General features: G+C 70.8%; 22 protein-coding genes. All 22 read left to right on the top strand.

The window, feature by feature from the left end:
* The first annotated feature begins 1 nt into the window (after position 1).
* The 22 genes from LL239_RS07370 (at position 2) to gmk (ending at position 25,725) form a co-directional block, all read left to right on the top strand.
* The gene (locus tag LL239_RS07370) at positions 2-322 is read left to right on the top strand and encodes an ATPase (protein WP_228162814.1); all 321 of its coding nucleotides are present in this window, start codon (positions 2-4) and stop codon (positions 320-322) included.
* 60 nt (positions 323-382) lie between these two features.
* On the top strand, positions 383-3,052 hold the full coding sequence (alaS, locus tag LL239_RS07365) for an alanine--tRNA ligase (RefSeq protein WP_228162813.1): 2,670 nt from the start codon (positions 383-385) through the stop codon (positions 3,050-3,052).
* Positions 3,049-3,522, top strand: a complete 474-nt coding sequence (ruvX, locus tag LL239_RS07360; protein WP_228162812.1) for a Holliday junction resolvase RuvX — start codon at positions 3,049-3,051, stop codon at positions 3,520-3,522. The genes alaS and ruvX overlap by 4 nt, the downstream gene beginning before the upstream one ends.
* 1 nt (position 3,523) lies before the next feature.
* Positions 3,524-5,068, top strand: coding sequence for an endolytic transglycosylase MltG (mltG, locus tag LL239_RS07355; RefSeq protein WP_228162811.1), 1,545 nt, complete (start codon positions 3,524-3,526; stop codon positions 5,066-5,068).
* The gene (locus LL239_RS07350) at positions 5,038-5,901 is read left to right on the top strand and encodes a shikimate dehydrogenase family protein (RefSeq protein ID WP_228162810.1); all 864 of its coding nucleotides are present in this window, start codon (positions 5,038-5,040) and stop codon (positions 5,899-5,901) included. The genes mltG and LL239_RS07350 overlap by 31 nt, the downstream gene beginning before the upstream one ends.
* A gap of 4 nt (positions 5,902-5,905) precedes the next feature.
* Complete coding sequence (aroC, locus tag LL239_RS07345) at positions 5,906-7,132, top strand: chorismate synthase (protein ID WP_228162809.1); 1,227 nt, start codon at positions 5,906-5,908, stop codon at positions 7,130-7,132.
* Positions 7,119-7,655 (top strand): shikimate kinase, encoded by a 537-nt coding sequence (locus LL239_RS07340; protein WP_228162808.1) that lies wholly within the window; start codon positions 7,119-7,121, stop codon positions 7,653-7,655. Before aroC ends, LL239_RS07340 begins: the two co-directional genes overlap by 14 nt.
* Complete coding sequence (aroB, locus tag LL239_RS07335; RefSeq protein WP_228162807.1) at positions 7,652-8,728, top strand: 3-dehydroquinate synthase; 1,077 nt, start codon at positions 7,652-7,654, stop codon at positions 8,726-8,728. Before LL239_RS07340 ends, aroB begins: the two co-directional genes overlap by 4 nt.
* Positions 8,725-9,183 (top strand): type II 3-dehydroquinate dehydratase, encoded by a 459-nt coding sequence (locus LL239_RS07330; protein WP_228162806.1) that lies wholly within the window; start codon positions 8,725-8,727, stop codon positions 9,181-9,183. Before aroB ends, LL239_RS07330 begins: the two co-directional genes overlap by 4 nt.
* Before the next feature lie 81 nt (positions 9,184-9,264).
* Complete coding sequence (gene efp, locus LL239_RS07325) at positions 9,265-9,825, top strand: elongation factor P (protein ID WP_228162805.1); 561 nt, start codon at positions 9,265-9,267, stop codon at positions 9,823-9,825.
* 2 nt (positions 9,826-9,827) lie between these two features.
* Positions 9,828-10,238 (top strand): transcription antitermination factor NusB, encoded by a 411-nt coding sequence (gene nusB / locus LL239_RS07320; RefSeq protein ID WP_228162804.1) that lies wholly within the window; start codon positions 9,828-9,830, stop codon positions 10,236-10,238.
* Positions 10,239-10,422: 184 nt separating this feature from the next.
* Positions 10,423-13,371 (top strand): DEAD/DEAH box helicase, encoded by a 2,949-nt coding sequence (locus LL239_RS07315; protein ID WP_228162803.1) that lies wholly within the window; start codon positions 10,423-10,425, stop codon positions 13,369-13,371.
* A gap of 75 nt (positions 13,372-13,446) precedes the next feature.
* Positions 13,447-15,021 carry a Rieske 2Fe-2S domain-containing protein gene (locus LL239_RS07310; protein ID WP_228162802.1) on the top strand — a complete coding sequence of 525 codons (1,575 nt, stop codon included), beginning with the start codon at positions 13,447-13,449 and terminating at the stop codon, positions 15,019-15,021.
* 225 nt (positions 15,022-15,246) lie between these two features.
* Positions 15,247-15,876 carry a DUF1345 domain-containing protein gene (locus LL239_RS07305; RefSeq protein WP_228162801.1) on the top strand — a complete coding sequence of 210 codons (630 nt, stop codon included), beginning with the start codon at positions 15,247-15,249 and terminating at the stop codon, positions 15,874-15,876.
* A 324-nt stretch (positions 15,877-16,200) separates the two neighbouring features.
* Positions 16,201-16,731 (top strand): bifunctional pyr operon transcriptional regulator/uracil phosphoribosyltransferase PyrR, encoded by a 531-nt coding sequence (gene pyrR / locus LL239_RS07300; RefSeq protein ID WP_228162800.1) that lies wholly within the window; start codon positions 16,201-16,203, stop codon positions 16,729-16,731.
* Positions 16,728-17,696, top strand: coding sequence for an aspartate carbamoyltransferase catalytic subunit (locus LL239_RS07295; protein WP_228162799.1), 969 nt, complete (start codon positions 16,728-16,730; stop codon positions 17,694-17,696). The genes pyrR and LL239_RS07295 overlap by 4 nt, the downstream gene beginning before the upstream one ends.
* Positions 17,693-19,015 carry a dihydroorotase gene (locus tag LL239_RS07290; RefSeq protein WP_228162798.1) on the top strand — a complete coding sequence of 441 codons (1,323 nt, stop codon included), beginning with the start codon at positions 17,693-17,695 and terminating at the stop codon, positions 19,013-19,015. The genes LL239_RS07295 and LL239_RS07290 overlap by 4 nt, the downstream gene beginning before the upstream one ends.
* Positions 19,012-19,512 carry a PH-like domain-containing protein gene (locus LL239_RS07285; protein ID WP_228162797.1) on the top strand — a complete coding sequence of 167 codons (501 nt, stop codon included), beginning with the start codon at positions 19,012-19,014 and terminating at the stop codon, positions 19,510-19,512. The genes LL239_RS07290 and LL239_RS07285 overlap by 4 nt, the downstream gene beginning before the upstream one ends.
* Positions 19,509-20,681 (top strand): glutamine-hydrolyzing carbamoyl-phosphate synthase small subunit, encoded by a 1,173-nt coding sequence (carA, locus tag LL239_RS07280; protein WP_228162796.1) that lies wholly within the window; start codon positions 19,509-19,511, stop codon positions 20,679-20,681. The genes LL239_RS07285 and carA overlap by 4 nt, the downstream gene beginning before the upstream one ends.
* Positions 20,674-23,961: a carbamoyl-phosphate synthase large subunit gene (gene carB, locus LL239_RS07275; RefSeq protein ID WP_228162795.1), complete on the top strand. Its 3,288-nt coding sequence runs from the start codon at positions 20,674-20,676 to the stop codon at positions 23,959-23,961. Before carA ends, carB begins: the two co-directional genes overlap by 8 nt.
* Complete coding sequence (pyrF, locus tag LL239_RS07270) at positions 23,958-24,818, top strand: orotidine-5'-phosphate decarboxylase (protein WP_228162794.1); 861 nt, start codon at positions 23,958-23,960, stop codon at positions 24,816-24,818. Before carB ends, pyrF begins: the two co-directional genes overlap by 4 nt.
* Positions 24,811-25,725: a guanylate kinase gene (gene gmk / locus LL239_RS07265; RefSeq protein ID WP_228162793.1), complete on the top strand. Its 915-nt coding sequence runs from the start codon at positions 24,811-24,813 to the stop codon at positions 25,723-25,725. Before pyrF ends, gmk begins: the two co-directional genes overlap by 8 nt.
* Positions 25,726-25,738 lie beyond the last annotated feature (13 nt).

Below are 25,738 nucleotides of genomic sequence, written 5' to 3'. Positions count from 1 at the left end.
GATGCCGCGCCCGCGGCGCTCGCTCGAGGAAGTAGTGGTGATCGTGAGAAGCCTGGTCTGGTTCGTATTGGGCATCGCCGGAGGCTTCGTCGCCGCGCACCTGGTCAACAAGGATCCGCGCGGTCAGGAGCTCCTCGCCCAGGTCGACGCCCGCATCGGCGAATTCGCCGACCGCATGAGCGAGGCGTACCACGAGCAGGAGACGCGGCTGTCCGAGATCCTCGACGATGCCAAGGGCGTCGCCGCCGCCGCCGTCGACGCGACCGCCGAGACGGCCGGCTCCCTCGCCGCCGCGGCGAAGAAGGCCGCCCCCACCGACTGACCTCCCGGCATCCCGCCCCGCTGGCCGGGGTGGACCCGCACGCCCACGGAAAGACCCGACATGAAAACCGCCGAGATCGCTCAGCGTTTCCTCGACTACTTCGAGAAGAAGAACCACACCATCGTGCCGTCGGCCTCGCTCGTCACCGACGACCCGGCCCTGCTCTTCACCGTCGCCGGCATGGTGCCGTTCATCCCCTACCTCAGCGGCGTCGTGCCCCCGCCCTACCCGCGCGCGGCGGACGTGCAGAAGTGCATCCGCACCAACGACATCGAAGAGGTCGGCAAGACCCCGCGCCACGGCACCTTCTTCCAGATGCTCGGCAACTGGTCGTTCGGCGACTACTTCAAGGAAGACGCGATCCGCTACGCGTGGGAGCTGCTGACCACTTCCGAGCAGGACGGCGGACTCGGTTTCGACCCGAAGGACCTCTGGGTCACGGTGTACGAAGAGGACGACGAGGCCCACGATCTGTGGCGCCGGCTGACCGATCTCCCCGAGGAACGCATCCAGCGGCTCGGCAAGGACACGAACTACTGGTCGACCGGACTTCCGGGCCCCGCGGGCCCGTGCTCGGAGATCTTCTTCGACCGGGGCCCGGAGTACGGCATCGACGGGGGTCCGGCGACCGACGACGACCGGTACGTCGAGATCTGGAACCTCGTGTTCATGCAGTACGAGATCACGAACGTGCGGTCGAAGTACGACTTCGACATCGTCGGCGAACTGCCGGCCAAGAACATCGACACCGGCATGGGTCTGGAGCGCATCGCGTTCATCAAGCAGGGCGTCGACAACATGTACGAGACCGACCAGGTGCGGCCGGTCCTCGACCTCGCGGCGAAGCTCGCCGGCAAGGCGTACGGCGCCGAGTCGCACGAGGACGACGTGCGCCTGCGCATCGTCGCCGACCACGTGCGATCCTCGCTCATGCTCCTCGCCGACGGCGTCACCCCGTCGAACGAGGGCCGCGGCTACATCCTGCGCCGGATCATGCGCCGCGCCATCCGCTCGATGCGCCTGCTCGGCGTCGAGGGCCCCACCTTCCCCGAGCTGTTCGCCGCCTCGCGCGACGCGATGAAGGAGTCCTACCCCGAGGTCGAGACCGACTACGCGCGTCTGTCCGCGTACGCGATCGCCGAGGAGCAGACCTTCCTCCGCACCCTCGCGGCCGGATCCGCGATCCTCGACCAGTCCGTGGCGGATGCCAAGCGTGGCGGCGCCGCAACGCTGTCCGGCTCCGAGGCCTTCCTGCTGCACGACACCTACGGCTTCCCGATCGACCTCACGCTCGAGATCGCCGAGGAGGCCGGGCTCACTGTCGACCGCGGCGCGTTCGACACCCTCATGCAGGAGCAGCGCGCCCGGGCGAAGGCGGATGCGCGCTCCCGCAAGGGCGCGATCGCCGACCAGAGCGTGTACCGGGAGTTCCGTGCGCTCGGCGAGACGGTCTTCACGGGTTACACCGACCTCGAGACCGAGTCGAAAGTCCTCGGCATCCTGGTCGACGGACACAGCACCGACCGCGCATCGCAGGGACAGATCGCCGAGGTCGTGCTCGCCGAGACGGCCCTGTACGCCGAGTCGGGCGGCCAGGTCGCCGACAAGGGCGTGATCGTGGGCCCCGGCTACGAGCTCGAGGTGCTCGACGTCCAGCGGCCGGTCCCGGGTCTCATCAGCCACACCGTCGAGGTGACGACGGGCGAGGTGTCCGTCGACGCTCCGGCGACGACGGTGGTCGACGCCCTGAACCGCCACTCCGCGCAGCAGGCGCACTCCGCCACCCACCTCGTCCACGCGGCCATCCGCGACACCCTCGGCAAGACCGCGACGCAGACCGGTTCGCTCAACCGCGCCGGCTACATGCGCTTCGACTTCAGCTGGGGTGCCGCGCTCTCGCCCGAGACCCGCACCGAGATCGAGGACATCGCCAACAACGCCGTGCGCGACAACCTCGAGGTCACCACGCGCGTGCTCTCGCTCGACGAGGCCAAGGCCGCGGGCGCGATGGCGCTGTTCGGCGAGAAGTACGGCGACACCGTGCGCATGGTCGACATCGGCGGTCCGTGGTCGCGCGAGCTCTGCGGTGGCACGCACGTCGCCCGCAGCGCGGAGATCGGCCTGGTCAACCTGGTCGGCGAGTCGTCGGTGGGCGCCTCGAACCGCCGCGTCGAGGCGCTGGTGGGTCTCGATGCCTTCCGCGATCTCGCCGCCGAGCGCGCGATCGTGTCCCAGCTGACCACCTCGCTGAAGACCCCGCGCGAGCAGCTCACGACCCGCATCGCCGAGCTGGCCGCGAGCCTGAAGGCGGCCGAGAAGAAGATCGCGGCGTTCGAGGCCCGCGCGCTCACCGACCGCCTCCCGCAGCTCGCCGAGTCCGCGGTCGCCGTGGGCTCCGTCCGCGTCGTCGCGCAGTCCCTCGGCGAGGGCGCATCGGCCGACGACGTGCGCTCGCTCGCGCTCCAGGTGCGTGACAGGCTCGGCTCCGACCCGGCCGTCGTCGCCCTCGGCACCGTCACGGGCGGTCGCGCGACGGTCGTCGTCGTCACGAACGACGCCGCGCGTGAGCGCGGCCTCGCCGCCGGTGCCCTGGCCAAGACGGCGGCGGGCGTCCTCGGCGGCGGCGGTGGCGGGCGTCCGGACGTCGCTCAGGGCGGCGGAACGGATGCCGCAGCCCTGCCGCAGGCGCTCGAGGGCATCGTCGCGGACGTCCGGGCGACCACGGCGTGACGGAGTTCCGCCGCGGCATCCGGCTGGGCATCGATGTGGGACGCGCCCGCGTCGGCGTCGCCCGGTCGGATCCCGACGGCCTGCTCGCGGTTCCCGTGGAGACGGTTCCGCGCAAGGGCGAGCCGGTGCGGCGCATCGTGGCCCTCGCGGCCGAGTACGAGGCGTTCGAGGTGCTCGTCGGTCTTCCGCTCAACCTTCGCGGCGAGGACACGCCTTCCACGACGGATGCACGCCGCTTCGCCGGTGAGCTGGCGGCAGCCCTGACCGTGCCCGTTCGTCTCGTGGACGAACGGCTCAGCACGGTGTCGGCGCACGGCGTGCTGCGGCAGGCAGGGCGCTCCCAGCGGGATTCTCGTAGCATTGTGGACCAAGTCGCCGCTGTGGTGCTGCTGCAGCAGGCGCTCGACGTGGAGCGACAGTCCGGCGAGCCGGCCGGACCCGCCGTAGCACCGGGACAGGAGCCCGCCTGACATGCCCGAAAACGACCCCAACGATCCGTTCGCGGAGCTGTACCGCCGTCTGCCCGACCCCCGCGCCGGCGCGACCGATGGCACCTCTCGCGGCGAGGCGAGCCCGGGCTCCCCGGTCTCGGCACCGCCCTCCCGCCGTGCGGCTCGCGAGGCCCGCAGGGCGCAGACCGGCCCCACGGCCGCCGCCACCCCGGATTCACGGCGCGGCACTGGGGCCGACGCCGAGGCCCCGGCCGATCCCGTCCCCGCCGTGCGTCCCGAGCCCACCCGGACACCGGCGTCCGAGGAAGCTCCCCGCCCCGCGACCTCCCACGATCGTGAGCCCGTGCTCGTCGGCGCGGGCGCCGCAGCCGCCGCGGGCTCCGGGGCAGGCCGCGCGCCGGCGTCCGGGTCGCTGGAGGACCTCTTCTCCGGTCGCGCGAGCACCGACGAGGTCCGCGGCGCCACCCCGCCGCCGCGACGCCGGCGCCGCACGGGCGTGTGGATCGCGCTCGCGATCGTCCTCGTGATCATCGGCGGACTCGTCGGCGGCGGTTTCGCGCTCTGGAACACCTACGGGGAGCGGGTGCAGGCGTTCTTCGGCACCGGGGAGCCGCTCGACTACGCCGAGGGCATGGCCACGGGCGAAGCCCGCGTCACGATCGTCTCGGGCGACACCGGCGAGTCGGTCTCACCGAAGCTGTTCGAAGCGGGGGTCACGAAGGAGTCGAACTCGCTCTACCAGTACATGGTCGACAACTCCGTCGCCTTCACGTTCCAGCCCGGGGTCTACAGGCTGCAGCAGCAGATGACCTCTGCCGCCGTCCTCGACGCGCTGCGCGACCCGGAGAACCGTCTCGACAACTCCGTGCAGCTGCGCGAGGGTCTCACGCTGAACCAGTCGTTGGATGTCATCGCCGAGCAGCTGAGCATGCCCCGTGAGGAGCTCGACGCCGCCGTGGCCGACCCGTCCCAGTACGGCGTTCCCGCGGCGACCCTCGAGGGCTGGATCTTCCCCGCGACCTACGATTTCGACGAGGGCGTGAGCGCCACCGACGTCATCGGCCGGATGGTGCAGCGGACGATCCAGTCGCTGGACCAGGCGGGCGTCCCGGAGGGGGACCGTGAGCGGATCCTCATCGTCGCCTCGATCATCGAGCGCGAGGCGCGCAACCCCGACGACTTCTACAAGGTGTCGCGCGTCATCGAGAACCGCCTCCAGCCCTCCAACCAGGAGACGTTCGGCAAGCTCGAGATGGACTCGACCGTGCAGTACGGAGCCGACGAACTCGGCAGCGGGTCGGTGAGCACGTCCACCGAAGCACGCAACAGCGACAACCCGTGGAACACGTACATGTACCCGGGGCTCCCGATCGGTCCGATCGCCAACCCCGGCGATCTGGCCATCGACGCGGCCATGAAGCCCGCGGACGGCCCATGGCTGTATTTCGTGACCGTCAACCTCGACACCGGCGAGACCGTCTTCACGTCCACGTACAGCGAGCACGAGCAGGCCGTCGCCCAGTGGCGGGAGTGGTGCACGGACAACCCCGACAGCGGATGCTGAGCGACCGGACGCGTCTCGCCGTCTGGGGCGACCCGGTCGACCACTCACGGTCACCGCTGCTGCACGCGGCGGCATACCGCGAGCTGGGTCTGCCGTGGGAGTACGGCCGACGGCGAGTGACCGAGGCGGGATTCCCCGCGGCGATCGCGGACCTGGATGCCACGTGGCGCGGCCTCTCGCTGACCATGCCGCTGAAGAAGGCCGCGGCGATGGCGGCGGTGTCCCTCGACGACGCTGCTCGCCGGACCGGTGCGGTGAACACGTACCTGCTGACGGACGACGGCCCCCTCGGGTTCAACACCGATGTCGGCGGTCTCGCGCGCGCGTTGCGCGAGGCCGGCGTCACGCATCCCCGGACGGCGCGGATCCTCGGCGCGGGTGCGACCGCGACCTCGGCCGTACTGTCCCTCGCCGAGCTCGGCGCCGAGCGCGTCGAGGTCGTGGCCCGGCGGCCGGAGGCGGTCGCCGCCCTACGCGAACGGGGGGAGTCCGTCGGCGTCGACGTCGTGCGGTCGTCGTTCGACGACCCCGACGCGCCGGAGCCCGTCGATGTGACGATCGGAGCCCTGCCCGGACAGGTCGACGCCGGTCCCGGCATCCGTCCCTTCGCCGAGCACGGCGGGCTGCTCGTCGACGTCGTGTACGGCAACTGGCCGACGTCCCTCGCGGAGTACTGGTTCGCCGCGGGCAACCGGGCGATCAACGGCCTGCCGATGCTGGTTCACCAGGCGCTCCTGCAGGTGCGCGTGTTCGTCGGAGGCGACCCGGCGGCGCCTCTCGAGCGCGAGGACGCCGTGCTGGCCGCGATGCGCGCCGCCGTCATGGGAGAATAGAGCCATGCTTCGCGTGCTCACGGCCGGGGAATCCCACGGCCCCGAACTGGTCGCCCTCATGGAGGGGATGCCGGCCGGTGTCCCGATCTCTCCCGCGCAGATCCGCGCCGACCTGGCCCGCCGCAAGCTCGGTTACGGTCGCGGCTCGCGCATGAAGTTCGAAGAGGACGAGCTCACGCTCTCGACCGGCATCGTGCACGGCTTCACGATCGGCAGCCCCATCGCCTTGCGCATCGGCAACACCGAGTGGCCCAAGTGGGTCGAGGTCATGAGCCCGGAGCCCGTCGAGCTGTCCGACCGCTCCCGCGGCCGCGGCGCCGCGCTGACGCGTCCGCGTCCCGGCCACGCCGATCTCGTCGGCATGCAGAAGTACGGCTTCGACGAGGCGCGACCGATCCTCGAGCGCGCGTCCGCCCGCGAGACCGCGGCACGCGTCGCCCTCGGCGCCGTCGCCCGCGCGTTCCTCGGCGAGCTCGGCATCCGTCTGGTCAGCCACACGCTCTCGATCGGCCCCGTGCGCGTCCCCGACGACGCGCCGTTCCCCGCGCCCGACGACGTCGACCTGCTGGACGCCGATCCGCTGCGCTGCTTCCACCCCGCGACCTCCGCCGCCATGGTCGCCGAGGTCGACGACGCGAAGAAGGCCGGCGATACCCTGGGCGGCATCGTCGAGGTCCTCGCGTACGGGCTCCCGCCGGGCCTCGGCTCGCACGTGCAGTGGGACCGTCGACTGGATGCCAAGCTCGCGCAGGCACTCATGAGCATCCAGGCCATCAAGGGCGTCGAGGTCGGCGACGGCTTCCTCACCACGACGCGCCGTGGCTCGCAGGCGCACGACGAGCTGTTCGCGACCGAGGACGGCATCACGCGGTCCTCCGACCGGGCGGGTGGCACCGAGGGCGGCATGTCCACCGGTACGGTGCTGCGGGTTCGGGCGGGCATGAAGCCCATCGCGACCGTTCCGCACGCGCTGCGCACCGTCGATGTCGCCACCGGTGACACCGCCGCCGCCCACCACCAGCGTTCCGACGTCTGCGCGGTTCCGGCCGCCGGCGTCGTCGCCGAGGCCATGGTCGCGATCACGCTCGCCGACGCGGTGCTGGAGAAGTTCGGCGGCGACAACGTGGCCGAGACGCGCCGCAACCTCGACGCCTATCTCGCGCACCTGCCCGAGACGCTGCGCACCACCGACGCCTCCGACGCGGCGTTGCTCGCGCATGATCTCGGCTGAGGCCGGCGACGGCGCACTCGTGCTCATCGGACCGATGGGTGCGGGCAAGACGAGCGTCGGACGCCGCGTCGCACGCGCACTCGGCATGCCCTTCAGTGACACCGACAAGATCGTCGTGCGCGACCACGGCCCGATCCGCGACCTCTTCCTCGCCCACGGCGAGGCCCATTTCCGCGCGCTCGAGCGGGATGCCGTGGCCGAAGCGCTCGGCCGCGGCGGCGTGGTCGCGCTCGGCGGCGGAGCGGTGCTCGATCCCGTCACGCAGGAGAGGCTCACGCACCACCGCGTCGTCCTGCTGACGGTGGCGCCGCACGTGGTGGCCTCCCGGATACACGGGGACGAACGCCCCCTGCTGGGCGGCGAAGACCCCGCGGAGCGTTGGCTGCGCATCTACGAGGAGCGGCGACCGATCTACGAAGCGGCCGCCGACATCGCCTTCGACACGTCGTCGGGCCCCCTCGCCCGCGTCGTCGACGACATCGTGGCCTGGGCGCAGCGCGTCCCGGCCCAGGAGACCCCATGACCGACACCACCACCATCACCGTCGCCGGCGACCCCGGGTACGACGTCACAATCGGGCGCGGCCTGCTCGCCTCCCTGGGGGAGAAGCTTCCGGCGGCAGCGCAGAAGGTGCTCATCGTGCATCCGCCGACGCTCGCGACGCAGGCCGAGGCGCTGCGTGCGCAGCTCGTCGGCGACAGGCAGGTCCTGCTCGCCGAGGTCCCGGACGCCGAGGCCGGCAAGCGCATCGAAGTCGCCGCGTTCTGTTGGCAGGTCATGGGCCAGGCCGACTTCACACGGACGGATGCCGTCATCGGCTTCGGCGGGGGAGCTGTCACCGACCTCGCCGGGTTCGTCGCCGCCACCTGGCTGCGCGGCGTCGCGATCGTCCAGGTGCCGACGACCGTCCTCGCCATGGTCGACGCCGCGGTGGGAGGCAAGACGGGCGTCAACACCGCCGAGGGCAAGAACCTCGTCGGTGTCTTCTGGCCCCCGCACGCCGTCGTCTGCGACCTCGATCTGCTCGAGACGCTGTCGCGCAACGAGGCCACCGCGGGGTTCGCCGAGGTCGTGAAGGCCGGGTTCATCTGGCATCCGGAGATCCTCGACCTGATCGAGGCCGACCCCGAGCACATCGTCGATCCGCGCGGCGACGCGTTCCGCCGGTGCATCGAACTCGCGATCGACATGAAGGCGCGCGTGGTCGGCGAGGACCTGCGTGAGGCGGGTCTGCGCGAGGTGCTGAACTACGGGCACACCCTCGGTCACGCCATCGAGCACGCCGAGCGGTACCGCTGGCGTCACGGAGCCGCGATCTCGGTCGGCATGGTCTTCGCCGCCGAGCTGTCGCGGCTGGCCGGCCGCCTGTCCGACGACGTCGCTCAGCGTCACCGCACGGTGCTCGAGTCGCTCGGTCTGCCGACGACCTATCGCGCCGGGGCGTTCCCGACCCTGAAGGCGACGATGCAGCGCGACAAGAAGAGCCGCGGCAGCATGCTGCGCTTCATCGTGCTCGACGACCTGGCGCGGCCGACCGTGCTCCAGGCGCCGGACGAATCCCTTCTGTTCGCCGCATACCAGGAGGTCGGGGCGTGAGCACGCCGCGCCGCCTCCTCCTCGTCAACGGTCCGAACCTCAACCTGCTCGGCACGCGACAGCCCGAGATCTACGGCCGAGACACTCTCGCCGACGTCGAGCGGGTGACGACCGAGGCGGCCGATCGGCATGGGCTCGAGGTCCGCGCGATCCAGAGCAACCACGAGGGCGTGCTCATCGATGCGATCCACGCCGCACGGCTCGACTGCGCCGGCATCGTGATCAACGCCGGGGGACTGACGCACACGTCCGTGGCGCTGCGCGACGCCCTGGCATCCGTGGCTCTTCCGGTCGCCGAGGTACACATCTCGAACATCAAGGAACGCGAGAGCTTCCGGCACTTCTCCTACATCGAAGACGTCGCCGCGGTCCACGTGGTCGGCGAGGGCGTGCCGGGATACGCGCGCGCCGTCGACCTCCTCGTCGAGGTCATCAGCGGGCTCGCGGACGGCTGAGCGCCCCATCGCGTAGACTCGACCGCTGGGCGAGCGCCGACGCGACGCCCCACCGACTCACGAAACGGAACATCGAACCTCATGGCATCCACCGCAGACATCAAGAACGGCGTCGTCCTCAACATCGACGGTCAGCTCTGGAGCGTGGTGGAGTTCCAGCACGTCAAGCCCGGCAAGGGCGGCGCGTTCGTCCGCACGAAGCTCAAGAACGTCATGTCCGGCAAGGTCGTCGACCGCACGTTCAACGCCGGTGCGAAGGTCGACCTCGAGAACGTCGACCGCCGCGACTTCACGTACCTGTACAACGACGGTGAGGGCTTCGTCTTCATGGACGTCGCCGACTACGACCAGATCACCGTGGGCGCGGCCACCGTGGGCGACGCCGCCAACTTCCTTCTCGAGAACCAGCAGGTGCAGATCGCCCTGAACAACGGCAACCCGCTGTACATCGAGCTCCCGCCGTCCGTCGTGCTCGAGGTCACCTACACCGAGCCGGGTCTGCAGGGCGACCGGTCCTCGGCCGGCACGAAGCCCGCCACCGTCGAGACCGGGTACGAGATGCAGGTCCCGCTGTTCCTCGAGACCGGCACGAAGATCAAGGTCGACACTCGCACCGGCGAGTACCTCGGCCGCATCAGCTGACCTTGAGCGCCCGCACCAAGGCGCGCAAACGCGCGCTCGACATCCTGTTCCAGGCCGACGTCCGCGGTGAGGAGCTGCCGGTCATGCTCGCCGTCGAGGCGAAGCGCGCCGCCTCCGAGCCCGACCGCCAGGCCTCGTGGCTGTACGCCCGTGACATCGTCGACGGCGTCATCGACAACCGCGAGGCGATCGACGAGCAGATCACCACGTTCGCGAAGGACTGGTCGCTGCAGCGGATGCCCGCCGTCGACCGTGCGCTCCTGCGCATCGGGACGTGGGAGATCCTCTACAACGACGAGGTGCCCACGGCCGTCGCGATCGATGAGGCGGTCGAGCTGGCGAAGGAGTTCTCCACCGACGACTCCGGCTCGTTCGTCCACGGCGTCCTCGCCCGCATCGCGCGCTCGTCCTGACACCCGCCGACGTGCTCCCGCGGCTGCGCCGAGCACGCATAAACGCGATTCGCGCGCATAAACGCGAGGGCAACGTGTTTCTGCGCGCCGATCGCGTTTATGCACGAGCGGACACCGCCGTCGCCCCGACGCCGGATCGCGGCGGGCGGCCGGGGGTGTCGGTGGCCGATGACAGGATTTCGGCATGACCAGCTGGCGCGGATTGCTCCCCGACCCCGAGCGTCGGGGTTTCGAGGCGCTCGCGCTCGGCATCGAGTTGCGCCAGCGCGAGGCGTACGACCCCGCGCGGTGGGAGGCGCGGTCCGTCGACCCGGTCACGCCCCGCATGCTCGCTCGACGCCAGGACGAGCTACAGCTCGTCGCCCGGCCGCTCGTGCGCGGCACGCGCGAGACCTGGATCCGAGCGGATGCCACGTGGGACGCGGTCCGCCGGTCGACCGGCCGCTTCGACCCGGCGCAGGTCGGCTGGCTCGCCGAACTCCACGCTCTCGCGCAGGCGATGCGCACGACCGGACCTTTCGTCGCGGCCGGCGACACCGTCGCCCTGGATGCCATCGCCTCGCCACTGCTGTGGCCGCACCTGCGCGCGGCCGCGGGCCTCGGCATCCCGCTCGTGCCGATGCACCCGCAGCAGAGCGTCCGGCTGGCGGACGAGGCGACGGCGCGCGTGTCGGTCGACACCGCGTCCGGCGGCGGACTGCGTCTCGCGGCGGCCATCGAGATCGACGGACGAGCCGTGGATGCCGCGCACGTGCGACCTCTCGGCACCGCGGGGATCTTCGCGTTCGAGCCCGACCGCGACCCGATCCCGCTGGTCCTCGCCCCCGTCGCCCTGCCGTCCCCGCTGCCGGCCCTGCTGACCGACGGCCCTGTCATCGTGCCGGCCGCGGACGTGGGGGAGTTCCTCGCCGACGCGTACCCGCGCCTCGCGCGGCGGGTCGCCCTCGCCGTGGCGCCCGGCGCCCCCGCGCCTCCGCCGCCGCGGCCGACGCTCGAGGTGACCGTGTCGTATCTCGATGACGAGTCCGTCGAGTACGCGCTCGACTGGGTGTACCCGGGCGGCATCCGCGCCGCCTACGGCATCCCGGCCGACGACGAGCGCGACCCCCGCGCCGAGGGCGAGATCGCGGGCCGGGTAGAAACGACCTGGGCCGAGCGCGCCGATCTGCCGGTCAAGGCCCGGGAGCTGCTGCGCGACGCCGACGCCGCCGCGTTCGCGACGCGCGTGCTGCCGGCCCTCGACCTCCTCGCCGACGTGCGGGTGCTCACGCGGGGATCCGTTCCGACGTTCCGCGAGCTGCGCGGAGACCCGACGCTGACGATCACCGCCGTGCCGTCGGCCGACCGTGACTGGTTCGACCTCGGGATCGTCGTCGTGATCGACGGGCGCGCGATCCCGTTCGGCACGCTCTTCACCGCCCTCTCGCGCGGCCGCACCCGCATCAAGCTCTCCGACGGGGCATGGTTCTCGCTCGCCCACCCGTCGCTTCAGCGTCTGCGCGACCTGCTGGAGGAGGCGGCGGCGCTGGATGAGTGGGAGACGGGCCCGCGCATCCCTCGCCGCCACCTCGCCCTGTGGAGCGAGTTCGAAGACCTCGCCGACGAGTCCGCGGCCGCCGTCGAGTGGCGCGACCTGGCGCGGGTGCTGCGCGACGTGTCCGAGGTGCCTTCGGTGGCCACACCGCCGGGCTTTCGCGCCGAGCTCCGGCCGTATCAGCGCGAAGGTCTCGCGTGGCTCGCGCTCCTGCACGCGCACCGGCTCGGCGGCATCCTGGCCGACGACATGGGGCTCGGCAAGACCGTGCAGATCCTCGCGCTCATCGCGCACGCACGGGCGACGGGGGAGCGTCGTCCATGGCTCGTGATCGCCCCCACCTCGGTGCTGCCGACGTGGAGGGCGGAGGCTGCGCGCTTCGCACCCGACCTCGACGTGGTCGCTGTCGAGGCGACCGCTGTGCGGCGGAACGACACCATCGCCCACCTCGCCGAGCGCGCCGATGTCGTCGTCGCACCGTACGGCGTGGTGCGCACGGACGACGCCGAATTCGCCGTGCCCGAGTGGGCCGGCGTGGTGCTCGACGAGGCCCAGTTCGTGAAGAACCCCGCGACCCGCATTCACCGCGCCGTCGCGGCGCTTCGCGCGGACTCGGTGTTCGCCGTCACCGGCACCCCGATCGAGAACGGCCTCGACGACCTGTGGGCGCTGCTGGCCCTCGTCGCGCCCGGCCTGTACCCCTCGGCGCGACGCTTCCGCGAGGAGTACGTCCGGGCGATCGAGCAGCTGCCCTCCGACGCCCCGACCGAGCTCTCCGCCGCAGCGGCCGAGGCCCACCGCCGGGGCAGCCTCGCGCGCCTCCGCTCACGGGTGCGGCCGTTCCTCCTGCGCCGCACGAAAGACGTCGTCGCCGCCGACCTGCCGCCCAAGCAGGAGCAGACGATCGCAGTGCCCCTCGCCCCCGCGCACCGCGAGCTGTACGACCGCGTGCTGCAACGCGAGCGGCAGAAGGTGCTGGGGCTGCTCGACGACCTCGACCGGCAGCGCTTCATCGTGTTCCGTTCGATCACGCTCCTGCGCATGCTCGCGCTCGCCCCCGGCCTCGTCGACGAGCGCGACGCCCCCCTCGGGTCGGCGAAGCTCGACGTCCTGATGGAGCGCCTGGTCGAAGTGGCATCCGAGGGCCATCGCGCTCTGGTGTTCAGCCAGTTCACGTCCTTCCTCGATCTCGCGGCGGAGCGCCTGGATGCCGCCGGCCTCGCCTACGCGCACCTCGACGGCTCGACCTCCCGCCGCGGCGAGGTCGTCGAGGCGTTCCGTAGGGGAGAGGCGCCGGTGTTCCTCATCAGCCTCAAGGCCGGCGGGTTCGGTCTGACGCTCGTCGAGGCCGAGTACGTGTTCCTGCTCGACCCGTGGTGGAACCCCGCCGCCGAGACGCAGGCGATCGACCGCACCCACCGCATCGGGCAGACCAGGAGCGTGTTCGTCTACCGGCTCATCGCGGCGGGCACGGTGGAGGAGAAGGTGCTCGAGCTGCAGCAGCGCAAGGCCGCCCTGTCGCGTGCGGTGCTCGACGACGGCGACGCGTTCGCGAACGCGCTGGATGCCGACGACATCCGCGCGATCCTCGGCGGGTGAACCGCGACGCCGCGCCGACCCTCCCCACAGCCGACCCCCGCGTAGACTCGATGGGTTCTCACGGACAGGAGCGACATGAAGATCACCGGCCTCGGCCACGCGGGCATGTTCATCGAGACCGCGGGCGGCAGCATCCTCTGCGACCCCGTGATCGGTCCGAGCTTCTTCGGCTCGTGGTTCCCGTTCCCCGACAACCGCGCGCTCGACTGGAAGCGCTTCGGCGCGGCCGACTTCCTCTACATCTCGCACCGCCACCGCGACCACTTCGACCCGGCCATGCTCGAGCGGTACGTCTCGAAGGACATCAAGGTCCTGCTGCCCGAGTACCCGACCGACGACCTCGAGCGGGACCTCATCGCCCTCGGGTACACGAACCTCGTGCGCACCGAGGCGGGCGTGCCTCTGCAGTTCGGTGACCTGAAGCTCATGGTCACCCCCCTCCGCGCCCCGTCCGACGGCCCGATCGGCGACTCGTCGCTGTCGGTCGACGACGGCACCGCCAGCATCCTGAATCAGAACGACTCGCACCCGCTCGACCTCGACAAGCTCTTCGACTTCGGCAAGCCCGACGCGTATTTCACCCAGGTCTCCGGCGCGATCTGGTGGCCGATGGTCTACGACCTCCCGCAGGACGCAAAGCAGAACTTCGCGCAGCTCAAGCGCGACGCGCAGAACAAGCGCGCGATGTACTACATCGAGAAGGTGGATGCCGAGCATGTCTTCCCCATGGCCGGTCCGCCCATGTTCCTGCGCGAGGCGCTGTTCCGCTACAACGGCACGGGCCTGGAGAACGACTCGATCTTCACCGACCAGCGCGAGTTCCTCGCGCACATGAAGGAGCTGCGCCCCGACCAGAAGGGGTACCTGTTCCTCCCCGGCACCGAGGTCGAGCTGCGCGGCTCCGACGCGACCGTCACACAGACGCTGTTCACGGATGCCGAGATCGAGCGCATCTTCGGCGACAAGTGGGCGTACCTCGCCGAGCAGCGCGACAGCCGCCAGGACGAGATCGCCGCGGAAGAGGCATCCCGTGCCGAGATCATCCCGCCGGCCGAGATGCTCGCGGCGCTGAAGGAGTGGTGGGAGCCGCTCCTGCGTCGCGCGCGCACGATCCGCAACGGCGTCGGCGGCATGGTGCGGTTCCGCATCGGCGAGCTCGACATGGTCGTGGACTTCCCCAAGGCGAAGCTGCGTGAGTACGCCGGCGAGGAGTGCATCTACTGGTACACGATCCCTGCCGACCTGGTCTCGACGAACATCCGCGACCACGAGATCGACTGGTCGAACTCGATCTTCCTGTCGATGCAGTTCGAGGTGGGCCGGTCGGGGAAGTTCAATGAGTTCCTCACGACGTTCCTCAAGTGCCTGTCGCGTGACCGGATCGAGTACGTCGAGAACTGGTACGCCGAACAGTCCGATCAGACCGAGGATGCCGAGATCGACGGCTGGACGGTCCAGCGCCGATGCCCGCACCTGCGCGCCGACCTCACCAAGACCGGAAAGATCGAGGACGGCGTCCTGACCTGCTCACTGCACGACTGGAAGTGGGACCTCGCCTCGGGCCGGTGCCTCACGACGACCGGGCACCCGATCCGCTCGACGCCGTCGGGCCTCGCGAAGGAGAAGGCCGCCGAGCTCGCCGCCGGCTGAGTCCGTCCGCGCGGGCAGAGCGCCGCCGCGCGCTCAGGGCGATTCGTCCGACGGGAGCCGTATCCGCGGCATCCCTCCTCCGCTGCCCGGACCTCCTCGCGGCACGGGGCTGCCTTCGTGGCCGAGCAGCGCATTCCGAGGGAGCACCGCGAGAGCTGTCAAGGCCGTACGCGGCGGATCCCGAGCGATGCGAGCGTGCATCCCTCGCCGACGGTAGGGGCACGTATGTCGCACATCACTCGCAAGGCGGGGGTCGCCGCGATCGCCGGTGTCCTCGTCGCGATCATCCCGCTCGTCCTCGGCACCCCCGAGCTCGCCCCGCTCGTCGGCTGGGCGGTCGCTGCCGCGGTGTTCCTGACCTGGGCGTGGATCGTGGCATGGCCGGCGGACCCCGCCCAGACACGTCAGCTGGCGACCCAGGAAGACCGCGCGCGCAGACTCGTCGACACACTCATCATCGGGGTGACGTTCCTCGGCCTTGTCGGGGTCGTGCTCGCTCTCATCCGCAGTCAGCAGAAGGATCCCATCGGCTCGGCCTGCGCCATTCTCGCGGTCGTCGGCGTGGTCGCGGCGTGGGCAGTGGTGAACACCGTCTATGCGTTCAAGTACGCCCGCATGTACTACCTCGACGACCGCCACCGCTTCGACTTCGATCAGGACGAGGATCCGTCGTACAGCGACTTCGCGTACGCCGCGTTCAACATCGGGATGTCGTACACCTCGAGCAGCGTGACCCAGTCGTCCACGCCGTCGCGTCGCGTCGCCTTCGGGCACGGCCTGCTGGCGTACTTCTACAGCACGTTCGTCGTCGCGGTGGCGATCAACCTCATCACGAGCCTCACGCAGGCGGGCTGAGTCGCGTTCGCCCTCGTCCTGGAAGGCATGAACGCTCTCCGCCCGCAGAAACGCGTGCACACCGCGTTTGTGCGCGCGCGAAGCGTTTATGCGCGCGAAGCGTGTGCGCGCGCGAAGCGTTTATGCGTGCAACCCGCCGAGCCGTGGCCGCCTGCGCAGCGGTCGAGTAATGGGGCGGCCCGCACTGTCTCCCGCCGTCGCGCCGACGCACCCCCTCCTGCACATCCCCGCGCACCCGGCATCCGTCATCCACACCCGCTACACTCGAACCAGAACCACGGCAACCTTTAACCCCGTCCCGTGAGGCGGAGAAGGGAGCAGCGGATGAGTACGCGCACCGTCATGCACGATGCCGACATCGCCCGCGCTTTGACGCGCATCTCCCACGAGATCCTGGAGTCCAACAAAGGACCGGAAGGACTCGTCCTCCTCGGAATCCCGACCCGCGGTGTCACCCTCGCCGAGCGCATCGCTCCGCTCGTGAGCGAGTTCGGGGGAGCGGCCGTCCCGGTCGGCGCCCTCGACGTGACGATGTACCGCGACGATCTGCACCGCAATCCGACGCGCGCGCCGCACACCACCCGCATTCCCGCGGGCGGCATCGACGGCAAGGTCGTCGTGCTGGTGGACGACGTGCTGTTCTCGGGCCGGAGCATCCGCGCCGCCCTCGACGCCCTGCAGGACATCGGCCGTCCCGCCGCCGTGCGGCTGGCGACCCTCATCGACCGCGGCCACCGGGAGCTGCCGATCCGCCCCGACTTCGTCGGCAAGAACCTGCCCTCGGCCCGCGACGAGCGCGTGAACGTGCGCCTGGCGGAGGTCGACGGTATCGAGGAGGTGACGATCGAGTCATGAGGAACCTCCTCGACACCCGCGACCTCACGCGCGCGCAGGCCCTGGAGATCCTCGACGTCGCCGAGGACATGGCCGACACCCAGCGCCGCGAGGTCAAGAAGCTGCCGACGCTGCGCGGCAAGACCGTCGTGAACCTCTTCTTCGAGGACTCCACGCGCACCCGCATCTCGTTCGAGGCTGCCGCCAAGCGCCTGAGCGCCGACGTCATCAACTTCTCCGCGAAGGGCTCGAGCGTCAGCAAGGGCGAGTCCCTGCAGGACACCGCGCAGACCCTTCAGGCGATGGGGGCGGATGCCGTCGTCATCCGCCACGGAGCCTCCGGCGCCCCGCGCACCCTCGCCACGAGCGGCTGGATCACCGCCGGGGTCATCAACGCCGGCGACGGCACGCACGCACACCCCACGCAGGCGCTGTTGGACGCGTTCACGATCCGCAAGCGCCTGTTCGGCGCCGACAGCCGCGGGCGTGCCCTCGACGGCGTCCGTGTCGCGATCGTCGGGGACATCCTGCACTCGCGCGTCGCGCGCTCGAACGTGTGGCTGCTGCACACTCTGGGTGCGCACGTCACCCTCGTGGCCCCACCCACGCTCGTGCCGCAGGACGTCAGCGGATGGCCCGTCGAGGTGGACTACGACCTGGATCACGCGATCGCCGGAGGTCCGGACGCGCTGATGATGCTGCGGATCCAGCTCGAACGCATGAATGCCGCGTATTTCCCGACTGAACGGGAGTATTCCCGCCGGTACGGCCTCGACGCGCGGCGCCTGGAAGCGCTGCCGGACGGTAGCATCGTTCTACACCCGGGCCCGATGAATCGCGGCCTGGAGATCTCCGCCGAAGCCGCCGACTCGCCGCGCTCGACGGTTCTCGAGCAGGTGGCGAACGGCGTCTCCGTGCGTATGGCCGTGCTGTACCTGCTGCTGGCGGGCGCGCGGACCGACTCCGAGAAAGAGGACCTTCGATGACCCACGCCCCCTCCCACACCCTGCTGGTGCGCGGCGCGCGGATCGAGGGTCAGGATGCCACCGACCTGCTCGTGCGCGACGGCGTCATCGCCGAGACCGGCACGTGCCTCTCGCACGCCGGCGCGACGGTCGTGGATGCCGACGGCCTCATCGCCCTGCCGGGACTCGTCGACCTGCATGTCCACCTGCGCGAGCCCGGGTACGAGGCGTCCGAGACGGTTCAGACCGGCTCACGCGCGGCGGCTGCGGGCGGCTTCACCACCGTCTTCGCCATGCCGAACACCTCGCCCGTGGCCGACACCGCCGGGGTGGTCGAACAGGAGCTCGCGCTCGGTGAGGCCGCGGGGTACGTCCACGTGCAGCCGATCGGCGCGGTCACGGTCGGGCAGAAGGGCGAACGGCTCGCAGAGCTCGGAGCCATGGCCGACTCCCGGGCACGTGTCCGGGTGTTCAGCGACGACGGCTTCTGCGTCTTCGACCCGCTCATCATGCGGCGAGCGCTGGAGTACGTGAAAGCGTTCGACGGCGTCATCGCGCAGCACGCGCAGGACCCGCGGCTGACCGAGGGCGCCCAGATGAACGAGGGCGCCGTGTCGGCCGAGCTGGGCCTGACCGGGTGGCCGGCCGTCGCCGAGGAGTCGATCATCGCGCGCGACGTCCTGCTCGCCGAGCACGTGGGCTCGCGTCTGCACGTGTGCCATCTCTCGACGGCCGGTTCGGTCGACATCATCCGCTGGGCCAAGAAGCGCGGGGTGAACGTCACTGCCGAGGTGACACCTCACCACCTGTTGCTGACCGACGAGCTCGTCCGCGACTACGACGCGCGGTTCAAGGTCAACCCGCCACTGCGCAGCGAGGAAGACGTCCTCGCGGTGCGCGAGGGTCTGGCCGACGGCACGATCGACATCGTCGCGACCGACCACGCGCCGCATCCCGCGGAGGCGAAGTCGTGCGAGTGGGCCGCCGCCGCGAACGGCATGGTGGGCCTGGAGAGCGCCCTGCGGGTCGTGCACCGGGCGATGGTGGAGACGGGCCTGCTGGACTGGTCCGACGTCGCCCGGGTGATGTCGCGCACGCCCGCGCGGATCGGCCGCCTCGATGGACACGGCACCCCGCTGGCCGAAGGGCAGCCGGCGACCTTCACGCTGTACGACCCGCGCCCCTCACGCACGTTCGCCCTCGACGACCTGCGCGGCCGCAGCAAGAACTCGCCGTACCTCGGCCGGGAGCTGCCGGGGGACGTTCGCTGGACCGTGCGTGGCGGCATCCCGACCGTCGTCGACGGCGCGGTGCTGGAGTCGCCGGGGGTTCTCGCGTGACCCGCGAAGGCGCCCTCCTGGTCATGGCCGGCGTCGCCATCGTCGTGCTGGCTCTTCTGGCCTGGGCATGGGTGCGACGAACGCGGCGCGATGCGCGCTACACCGCCCCGGTAGGAGAGCTTCCCGACGGAGCCGTGGAGACGGGTGTCTTCCCGGGCCTGTACGTCGCGACCACGCGTCACGGCGAGCCCCTGGAACGCCTCGCCATCCGCGGCCTCGGCTTCCGCTCCCGCGTGGACGTCACGGTCACCTCGGCCGGGATCGCCCTCGACCTGCCGGGTCAGCCCCGCATCGCGCTCACCCGCGACCGCCTCGTGGACGCCGATCAGGCCACGGTCGCGATCGACCGCGTGGTCGAACGCGACGGCCTGACGCGCGTCAGCTGGCGCATCGACGACGAAACCGTCGTCGACACCTACCTCCGACCCCAGGATGCCTCGGCCAGAGCCCTCGCCGACGCCATCCGTCCGCTCATCTCGACAGGAAGCGACGCATGACCGCCCTGATCTCCCCTCCGCGCATCTCGCGCGAACCCGCCGTCCTGGTGCTGGAGGACGGCACCCGCTATCCCGGTCGCGCCTACGGCGCCCGCGGCGAGACCTACGGCGAGGTCGTCTTCGCCACCGGCATGACCGGTTACCAGGAGACCCTCACCGACCCCTCGTACGCCGGTCAGATCGTGCTGCAGACCGCCCCGCACATCGGCAACACCGGCGTCAACGCCGAGGACCGCGAATCCCGCCGCATCTGGGTCGCCGGATACGTCGTCCGGGATCCCTCGCGGGTCGTGTCGAACTGGCGAGCCGACCGCTCGCTCGACGACGCGCTCATCGAGGACGGCATCGTCAGCATCTCCGGCATCGACACGCGCGCGGTGACCCGCCGTATCCGCTCTTCGGGCAGCATGCGCGGGGGAGTGTTCTCTGGTGAGGCCGCGAGCCTCGACGCCGACGAACAGCTGCGCCGCGTCCTGGCCGCGCCGGGCATGGCCGGCCGCAACCTCTCGGCCGAGGTCTCGGTGACCGAGGTCGAGGTGACCCCGGCGACGGGGGAGCGCATCGGCAATCTCGCCGTCCTGGACCTGGGCGTGAAGCAGTCCACGATCGACAACCTCGCCGCCCGCGGGTTCGAGGTGCACGTGTTCCCCCAGTCCGCGACGATCGAGCAGATCCGCGCGATCGAGCCGGTCGCGGCGTTCTACTCCAACGGCCCGGGCGACCCGGCCGCGAGCGACCAGCACGTCGAGCTGCTGCGCGCCGTGCTCGACGAGGGCCTGCCCTTCTTCGGCATCTGCTTCGGCAACCAGCTGCTCGGCCGCGCCCTCGGCTTCGGCACCTACAAGCTGCCCTTCGGCCACCGCGGCATCAACCAGCCGGTGCTCGACAAGACCACGGGTCGCGTCGAGATCACGTCCCAGAACCACGGCTTCGCCGTCGAGGCGCCGCTGGACACGGTGATCGACAGCCCCGGCGGCTACGGCCGCGTCGAGGTGAGCCACATCGGCCTCAACGACAACGTGGTGGAGGGTCTGCGCGCCCTCGACATCCCGGCATTCAGCGTGCAGTACCACCCCGAGGCCGCCGCCGGCCCGCACGATGCCAACTACCTGTTCGACCGCTTCCGCGACATGGTGCTCGCGACCCAGGAGACGAAGAAGAATGCCTAAGCGCGACGACATCCGCTCCGTCCTCGTCATCGGCTCCGGCCCGATCGTCATCGGCCAGGCCTGCGAGTTCGACTATTCCGGCACCCAGGCCTGCCGCGTCCTGCGCGAAGAGGGCGTGCGCGTGATCCTGGTCAACTCCAACCCGGCCACGATCATGACCGACCCCGACTTCGCCGACGCGACGTACATCGAACCGATCACCCCCGAGGTGATCGAGACGATCATCGCGAAGGAGAAGCCGGATGCCATCCTGCCCACGCTCGGCGGCCAGACGGCGCTGAACGCGGCGATGGCCCTTCACGACCGCGGCATCCTGGTCAAGTACGGCGTCGAGCTGATCGGCGCGAAGGTCGACGCCATCCGCAAGGGCGAGGACCGCCAGATCTTCAAGGAGCTCGTCATCGAGTCGGGCGCGGACGTCGCCGACTCCGTGATCTGCCACTCGATGGAGGAGCTGCTCGCCGGTGCCGAGAAGCTCGGCTACCCGCTCGTCGTGCGTCCGTCGTTCACGATGGGTGGCCTCGGCTCGGGCTTCGCGTACGACGAGGCCGACCTCCGTCGCATCGGCGGCGCGGGTCTGCACGACTCGCCCACGCACGAGGTGCTGCTCGAGGAGTCGATCCTGGGGTGGAAGGAGTACGAGCTCGAGCTCATGCGCGACACCCACGACAACACGGTCGTGGTCTGCTCCATCGAGAACGTCGACCCCGTGGGCGTGCACACCGGCGACTCGATCACGGTCGCTCCGGCGCTGACCCTCACCGACCGCGAGTACCAGAAGATGCGCAACATCGGCATCGACATCATCCGCGCGGTGGGTGTGGACACCGGTGGCTGCAACATCCAGTTCGCCGTGGACCCGGCCACCGGTCGCATCATCGTCATCGAGATGAACCCCCGGGTCTCGCGCTCGTCGGCGCTCGCGTCGAAGGCCACCGGCTTCCCGATCGCCAAGATCGCCGCCAAGCTCGCGATCGGCTACCGCCTCGACGAGATCCCCAACGACATCACCAAGGTGACCCCGGCGAGCTTCGAGCCGACGCTCGATTACGTCGTGGTGAAGGTTCCGCGCTTCAACTTCGAGAAGTTCCCCGCCGCCGACACCACGCTGACGACCACCATGAAGTCGGTCGGCGAGGCGATGGCGATCGGTCGCAACTACACCACGGCCCTGCAGAAGGCGCTGCGCTCGCTCGAGAAGCGCGGCTCCAGCTTCCACTGGGGCGAGGAGTCCCGGTCGGTGCAGGAGCTCCTCGAGATCTCGCAGACCCCGACTGACGGCCGCATCGTCGTGCTTCAGCAGGCGCTGCGCCTGGGCGCTACGCCCGAGCAGGCGTTCGAGGCCACCGCGATGGACCCGTGGTTCATCGATCAGATCGTCCTCATCAACGAGGTCGCCGAGATGATCCGCACGGCCGACGAACTGGATGCCGAGACCCTGCGTCTCGCGAAGGAGCACGGCTTCAGCGACGCCCAGATCGCGCAGATCCGCGGTCTCGATGAGGCCGAGGTGCGTGGCATCCGGTACTCCCTCGACGTGCGCCCGGTCTACAAGACGGTCGACACGTGCGCTGGGGAGTTCCCGGCCCTCACGCCGTACCACTACTCCAGCTACGACTGGGAGACCGAGGTCACTCCGTCCGACCGCACGAAGGTCGTCATCATCGGCTCCGGCCCCAACCGCATCGGTCAGGGCGTGGAGTTCGACTACTCGTGCGTGCACGCGTCCTTCGCGCTCTCGGACGCCGGGTACGAGACGATCATGGTCAACTGCAACCCCGAGACCGTCTCGACCGACTACGACACCAGCGACCGCCTCTACTTCGAGCCCCTGACGCTCGAGGACGTCCTCGAGGTGCTGCACGCCGAGAGCCGGTCCGGCGAGATTCTCGGCGTCGTCTGTCAGCTCGGCGGCCAGACGCCGCTGGGCCTGGCCAAGGGCATCGAGGCCGCGGGCTACACGATCCTGGGCACGAGCCCCGCCGCGATCGACCTCGCCGAGGAGCGCGAACTGTTCTCGCGCCTGCTCGACGACGCCGGTCTCATCGCCCCCCGCAACGGCACCGCGATCGATGTCGAGGGTGCGGTGCAGGTCGCCGAGGAGATCGGCTACCCGGTGCTCGTGCGCCCGAGCTTCGTGCTCGGCGGCCGCGGCATGGAGATCGTGTACTCGACCGAGGCGCTGCGCGACTACTTCGTGCGCGTCGCCGACCAGGCGATCATCGGGCCCGGGCTTCCGCTCCTGGTCGACCGCTTCCTCGACGACGCGATCGAGCTCGACGTCGACGCGCTCTTCGACGGCACCGATCTGTACATCGGCGGTGTCATGGAGCACCTCGAGGAGGCCGGCATCCATTCCGGCGACTCGTCCTGCACGCTGCCGCCGGTCAGCCTCGGCCGCACGGAGGTCGACCGTGTCCGTGAGGCGACCCTCGCCATCGCGCGCGGCGTCGGGGTGCGGGGGCTGCTGAACGTGCAGTTCGCGATCTCGGCGGGCGTGCTCTACGTCATCGAGGCGAACCCCCGCGCGAGCCGCACGGTGCCGTTCGTGTCGAAGGCGCTCGGTATCCCGCTCGCGAAGGCCGCCAGCCGCATCATGGCCGGCAGCACCGTCGCCGAGCTCATCGCCGAGGGGCTGCTGCCCGAGAACGACGGGTCGCGCGTGCCCCTGGACGCCCCGGTCGCGGTCAAGGAGGCCGTCCTGCCCTTCAAGCGGTTCCGGACCGCGGACGGGCGCACGGTCGACTCCGTGCTCGGCCCCGAGATGCGCTCCACCGGCGAGGTCATGGGCATCGACCGCGACTTCCCGACGGCGTTCGCAAAGTCGCAGGAGGCCGCCTACGGTGGCATGCCGACCTCGGGCACGGTGTTCATCTCGGTCGCCGACGCCGACAAGCGCGCAGTGATCCTCCCCGCCCACCGGTTGCAGGAGCTGGGCTTCGAGCTCATGGCGACCGAGGGCACGGCCGAGATCCTCGCCCGCAACGGCATCCGGGTCCAGGTCGTCGAGAAGTACTCCGAGACGCAGGGGTCCGATCAGCAGAACGTGGTCGACCTCATCAACGCCGGTGAGATCGACATGATCGTCAACACCCCGAGCGGGGGGACGGCCCGTGCCGACGGCTACGAGATCCGGGCCGCCGCCGTGGCCGCCGACAAGGCGCTGTTCACCACGATGGCCGTGCTCGGCGCGGCCGTGAGCGCCCTGGGAGCGATGAAGGACGGCTTCGAGGTGCGCAGCCTCCAGGAGTACGCCGTCGACCGCGCGGGTCGCCTGTGAGCGAGACGTTCGGCCAGCGGCTGGCGACAGCCCTTCAGACCCACGGCGCGCTCTGCGTCGGCATCGACCCCCACGCCGCCCTGCTGTCGGCGTGGGGGCTGGATGCCACGCCCGACGGCGCACGCGAGTTCGGCCTGCGCGTGGTCGAGGCCGCCGCGGGCCGTGTCGGGGTCGTCAAGCCCCAGGTGGCGTTCTACGAGCGCTACGGGTCGAAGGGCTTCGCCGCACTCGAGGACGTCATGGCCGCGGCGCGCGCCGCGGGACTCCTCGTCATCGCCGACGCCAAGCGCGGCGACATCGGCACGACGATGGAGGGCTACGCCTCGGCGTGGCTCGAACCCGGTTCGCCCCTGGAGGCGGATGCCGTGACGCTCACGCCCTACCTCGGCCCCGATTCGCTGCGCGACACGCTCGCCGTCGCCCTGCGGGCTCGGAAGGGGGCCTTCGTCCTGGCCGCGACCAGCAACCCGGAGGCCCTGCCGGTGCAGAGCGCGGTGGTGCAGGACGCCCTCGCCGTAGGCGATCACGAGCACGTGGCGGCCCGTGTCGCTCACGACGTCAACGAGGCGAACCTGGGGCTCCCCGGCGCCCTCGGCTCGGTCGGCGTCGTCGTGGGGGCGACCGTCGACCGCGCCGCCTTCGGGCTCGGCGACATCGCCCTGGCCGGGATGCCGATCCTCGCCCCCGGTTTCGGGGCGCAGGGCGCCGACCCCGCTGACCTCGCCCGTCTGTTCGGCTACGTCGCGAAGGCCGTCGTGGCCAACGAGAGCCGGAGCGTGCTCGCCGTCGGCCCGGCGCGCCTGGCGCAGCGGATCGAGGAGCGCGCCGACCTGTACCGTAGGGCTCTGCATGTCTGACTCCCGTCGTCCCCCCGAAGTCGATCGCGCCGCGGCGTCGCGCCGTGCGGTCGCCGCGCGCCGCGAGCGCGCCGCCCTCAAGCGCGACGTCTCCACGCGCGTCATCACCCCGCAGGAGCTGCTGCGCCGCGGCCTCGCCGACCCGCTCTCCGCGGCCGGTGCCATGCGCGTGACCGAGTTCCTCACCGCGATCCCCGCGATCGGCGAGAGCAAGCGCGACCGCATCCTGGCCTCGCTCGGCATCTCGCCCGTGAAGCGCCTCGGCGGGCTGGGTTCACGCCAGCGGGATGCGCTGCGCGCGTACCTCGACAGCCGTTGGCCCGAACCGGGCCCGCGCGAGGGCCGCAGCCGCCTCGTCGTGCTCGCCGGTCCCACCGCCGTCGGCAAGGGCACGGTCGCCGCGCACATCAAGGAGCACTTCCCCGAGATCCACCTGTCGGTCTCGGCGACCACGCGGGCTCCGCGACCCGGTGAGGTGGACGGCGAGCACTACTACTTCGTCGACGACGCCGAGTTCGACCGTCTCATCGCCTCGGGCGAGCTGTTGGAGTGGGCGACGGTGCACAACGCGCACCGCTACGGCACGCCGCGCGAGCCGATCGAACGCGTGCTCTCCGCCGGCGGCACCGCGCTGCTCGAGATCGACCTGCAGGGCGCTCGTCAGGTGCGCGCGGCGGACCCGTCCGCGACGCTGGTGTTCCTGTTGCCGCCGAGCTGGGACGAACTCGTCCACCGCCTCGTCGGTCGCGGTACCGAGGATGCCGACGAGCGCGCGCGGCGCCTGCGTACCGCGCGGACCGAGCTCGCGGCACAGAACGAGTTCGACTACCGGGTCGTAAACGACGAGGTCGCGCGCGCCGCGGCCGAGGTCGTGGCCCTCGCCGCACGACGCCCCGACGTCGGATAGAATACGAGGATGC

The organism is Microbacterium testaceum (assembly GCF_020781835.1).
Taxonomy (GTDB): Bacteria; Actinomycetota; Actinomycetes; order Actinomycetales; family Microbacteriaceae; genus Microbacterium; species Microbacterium testaceum_H.
Note: the sequence above shows the minus strand (reverse complement) of the source record. Positions and strands in the feature narration are given on the sequence as shown.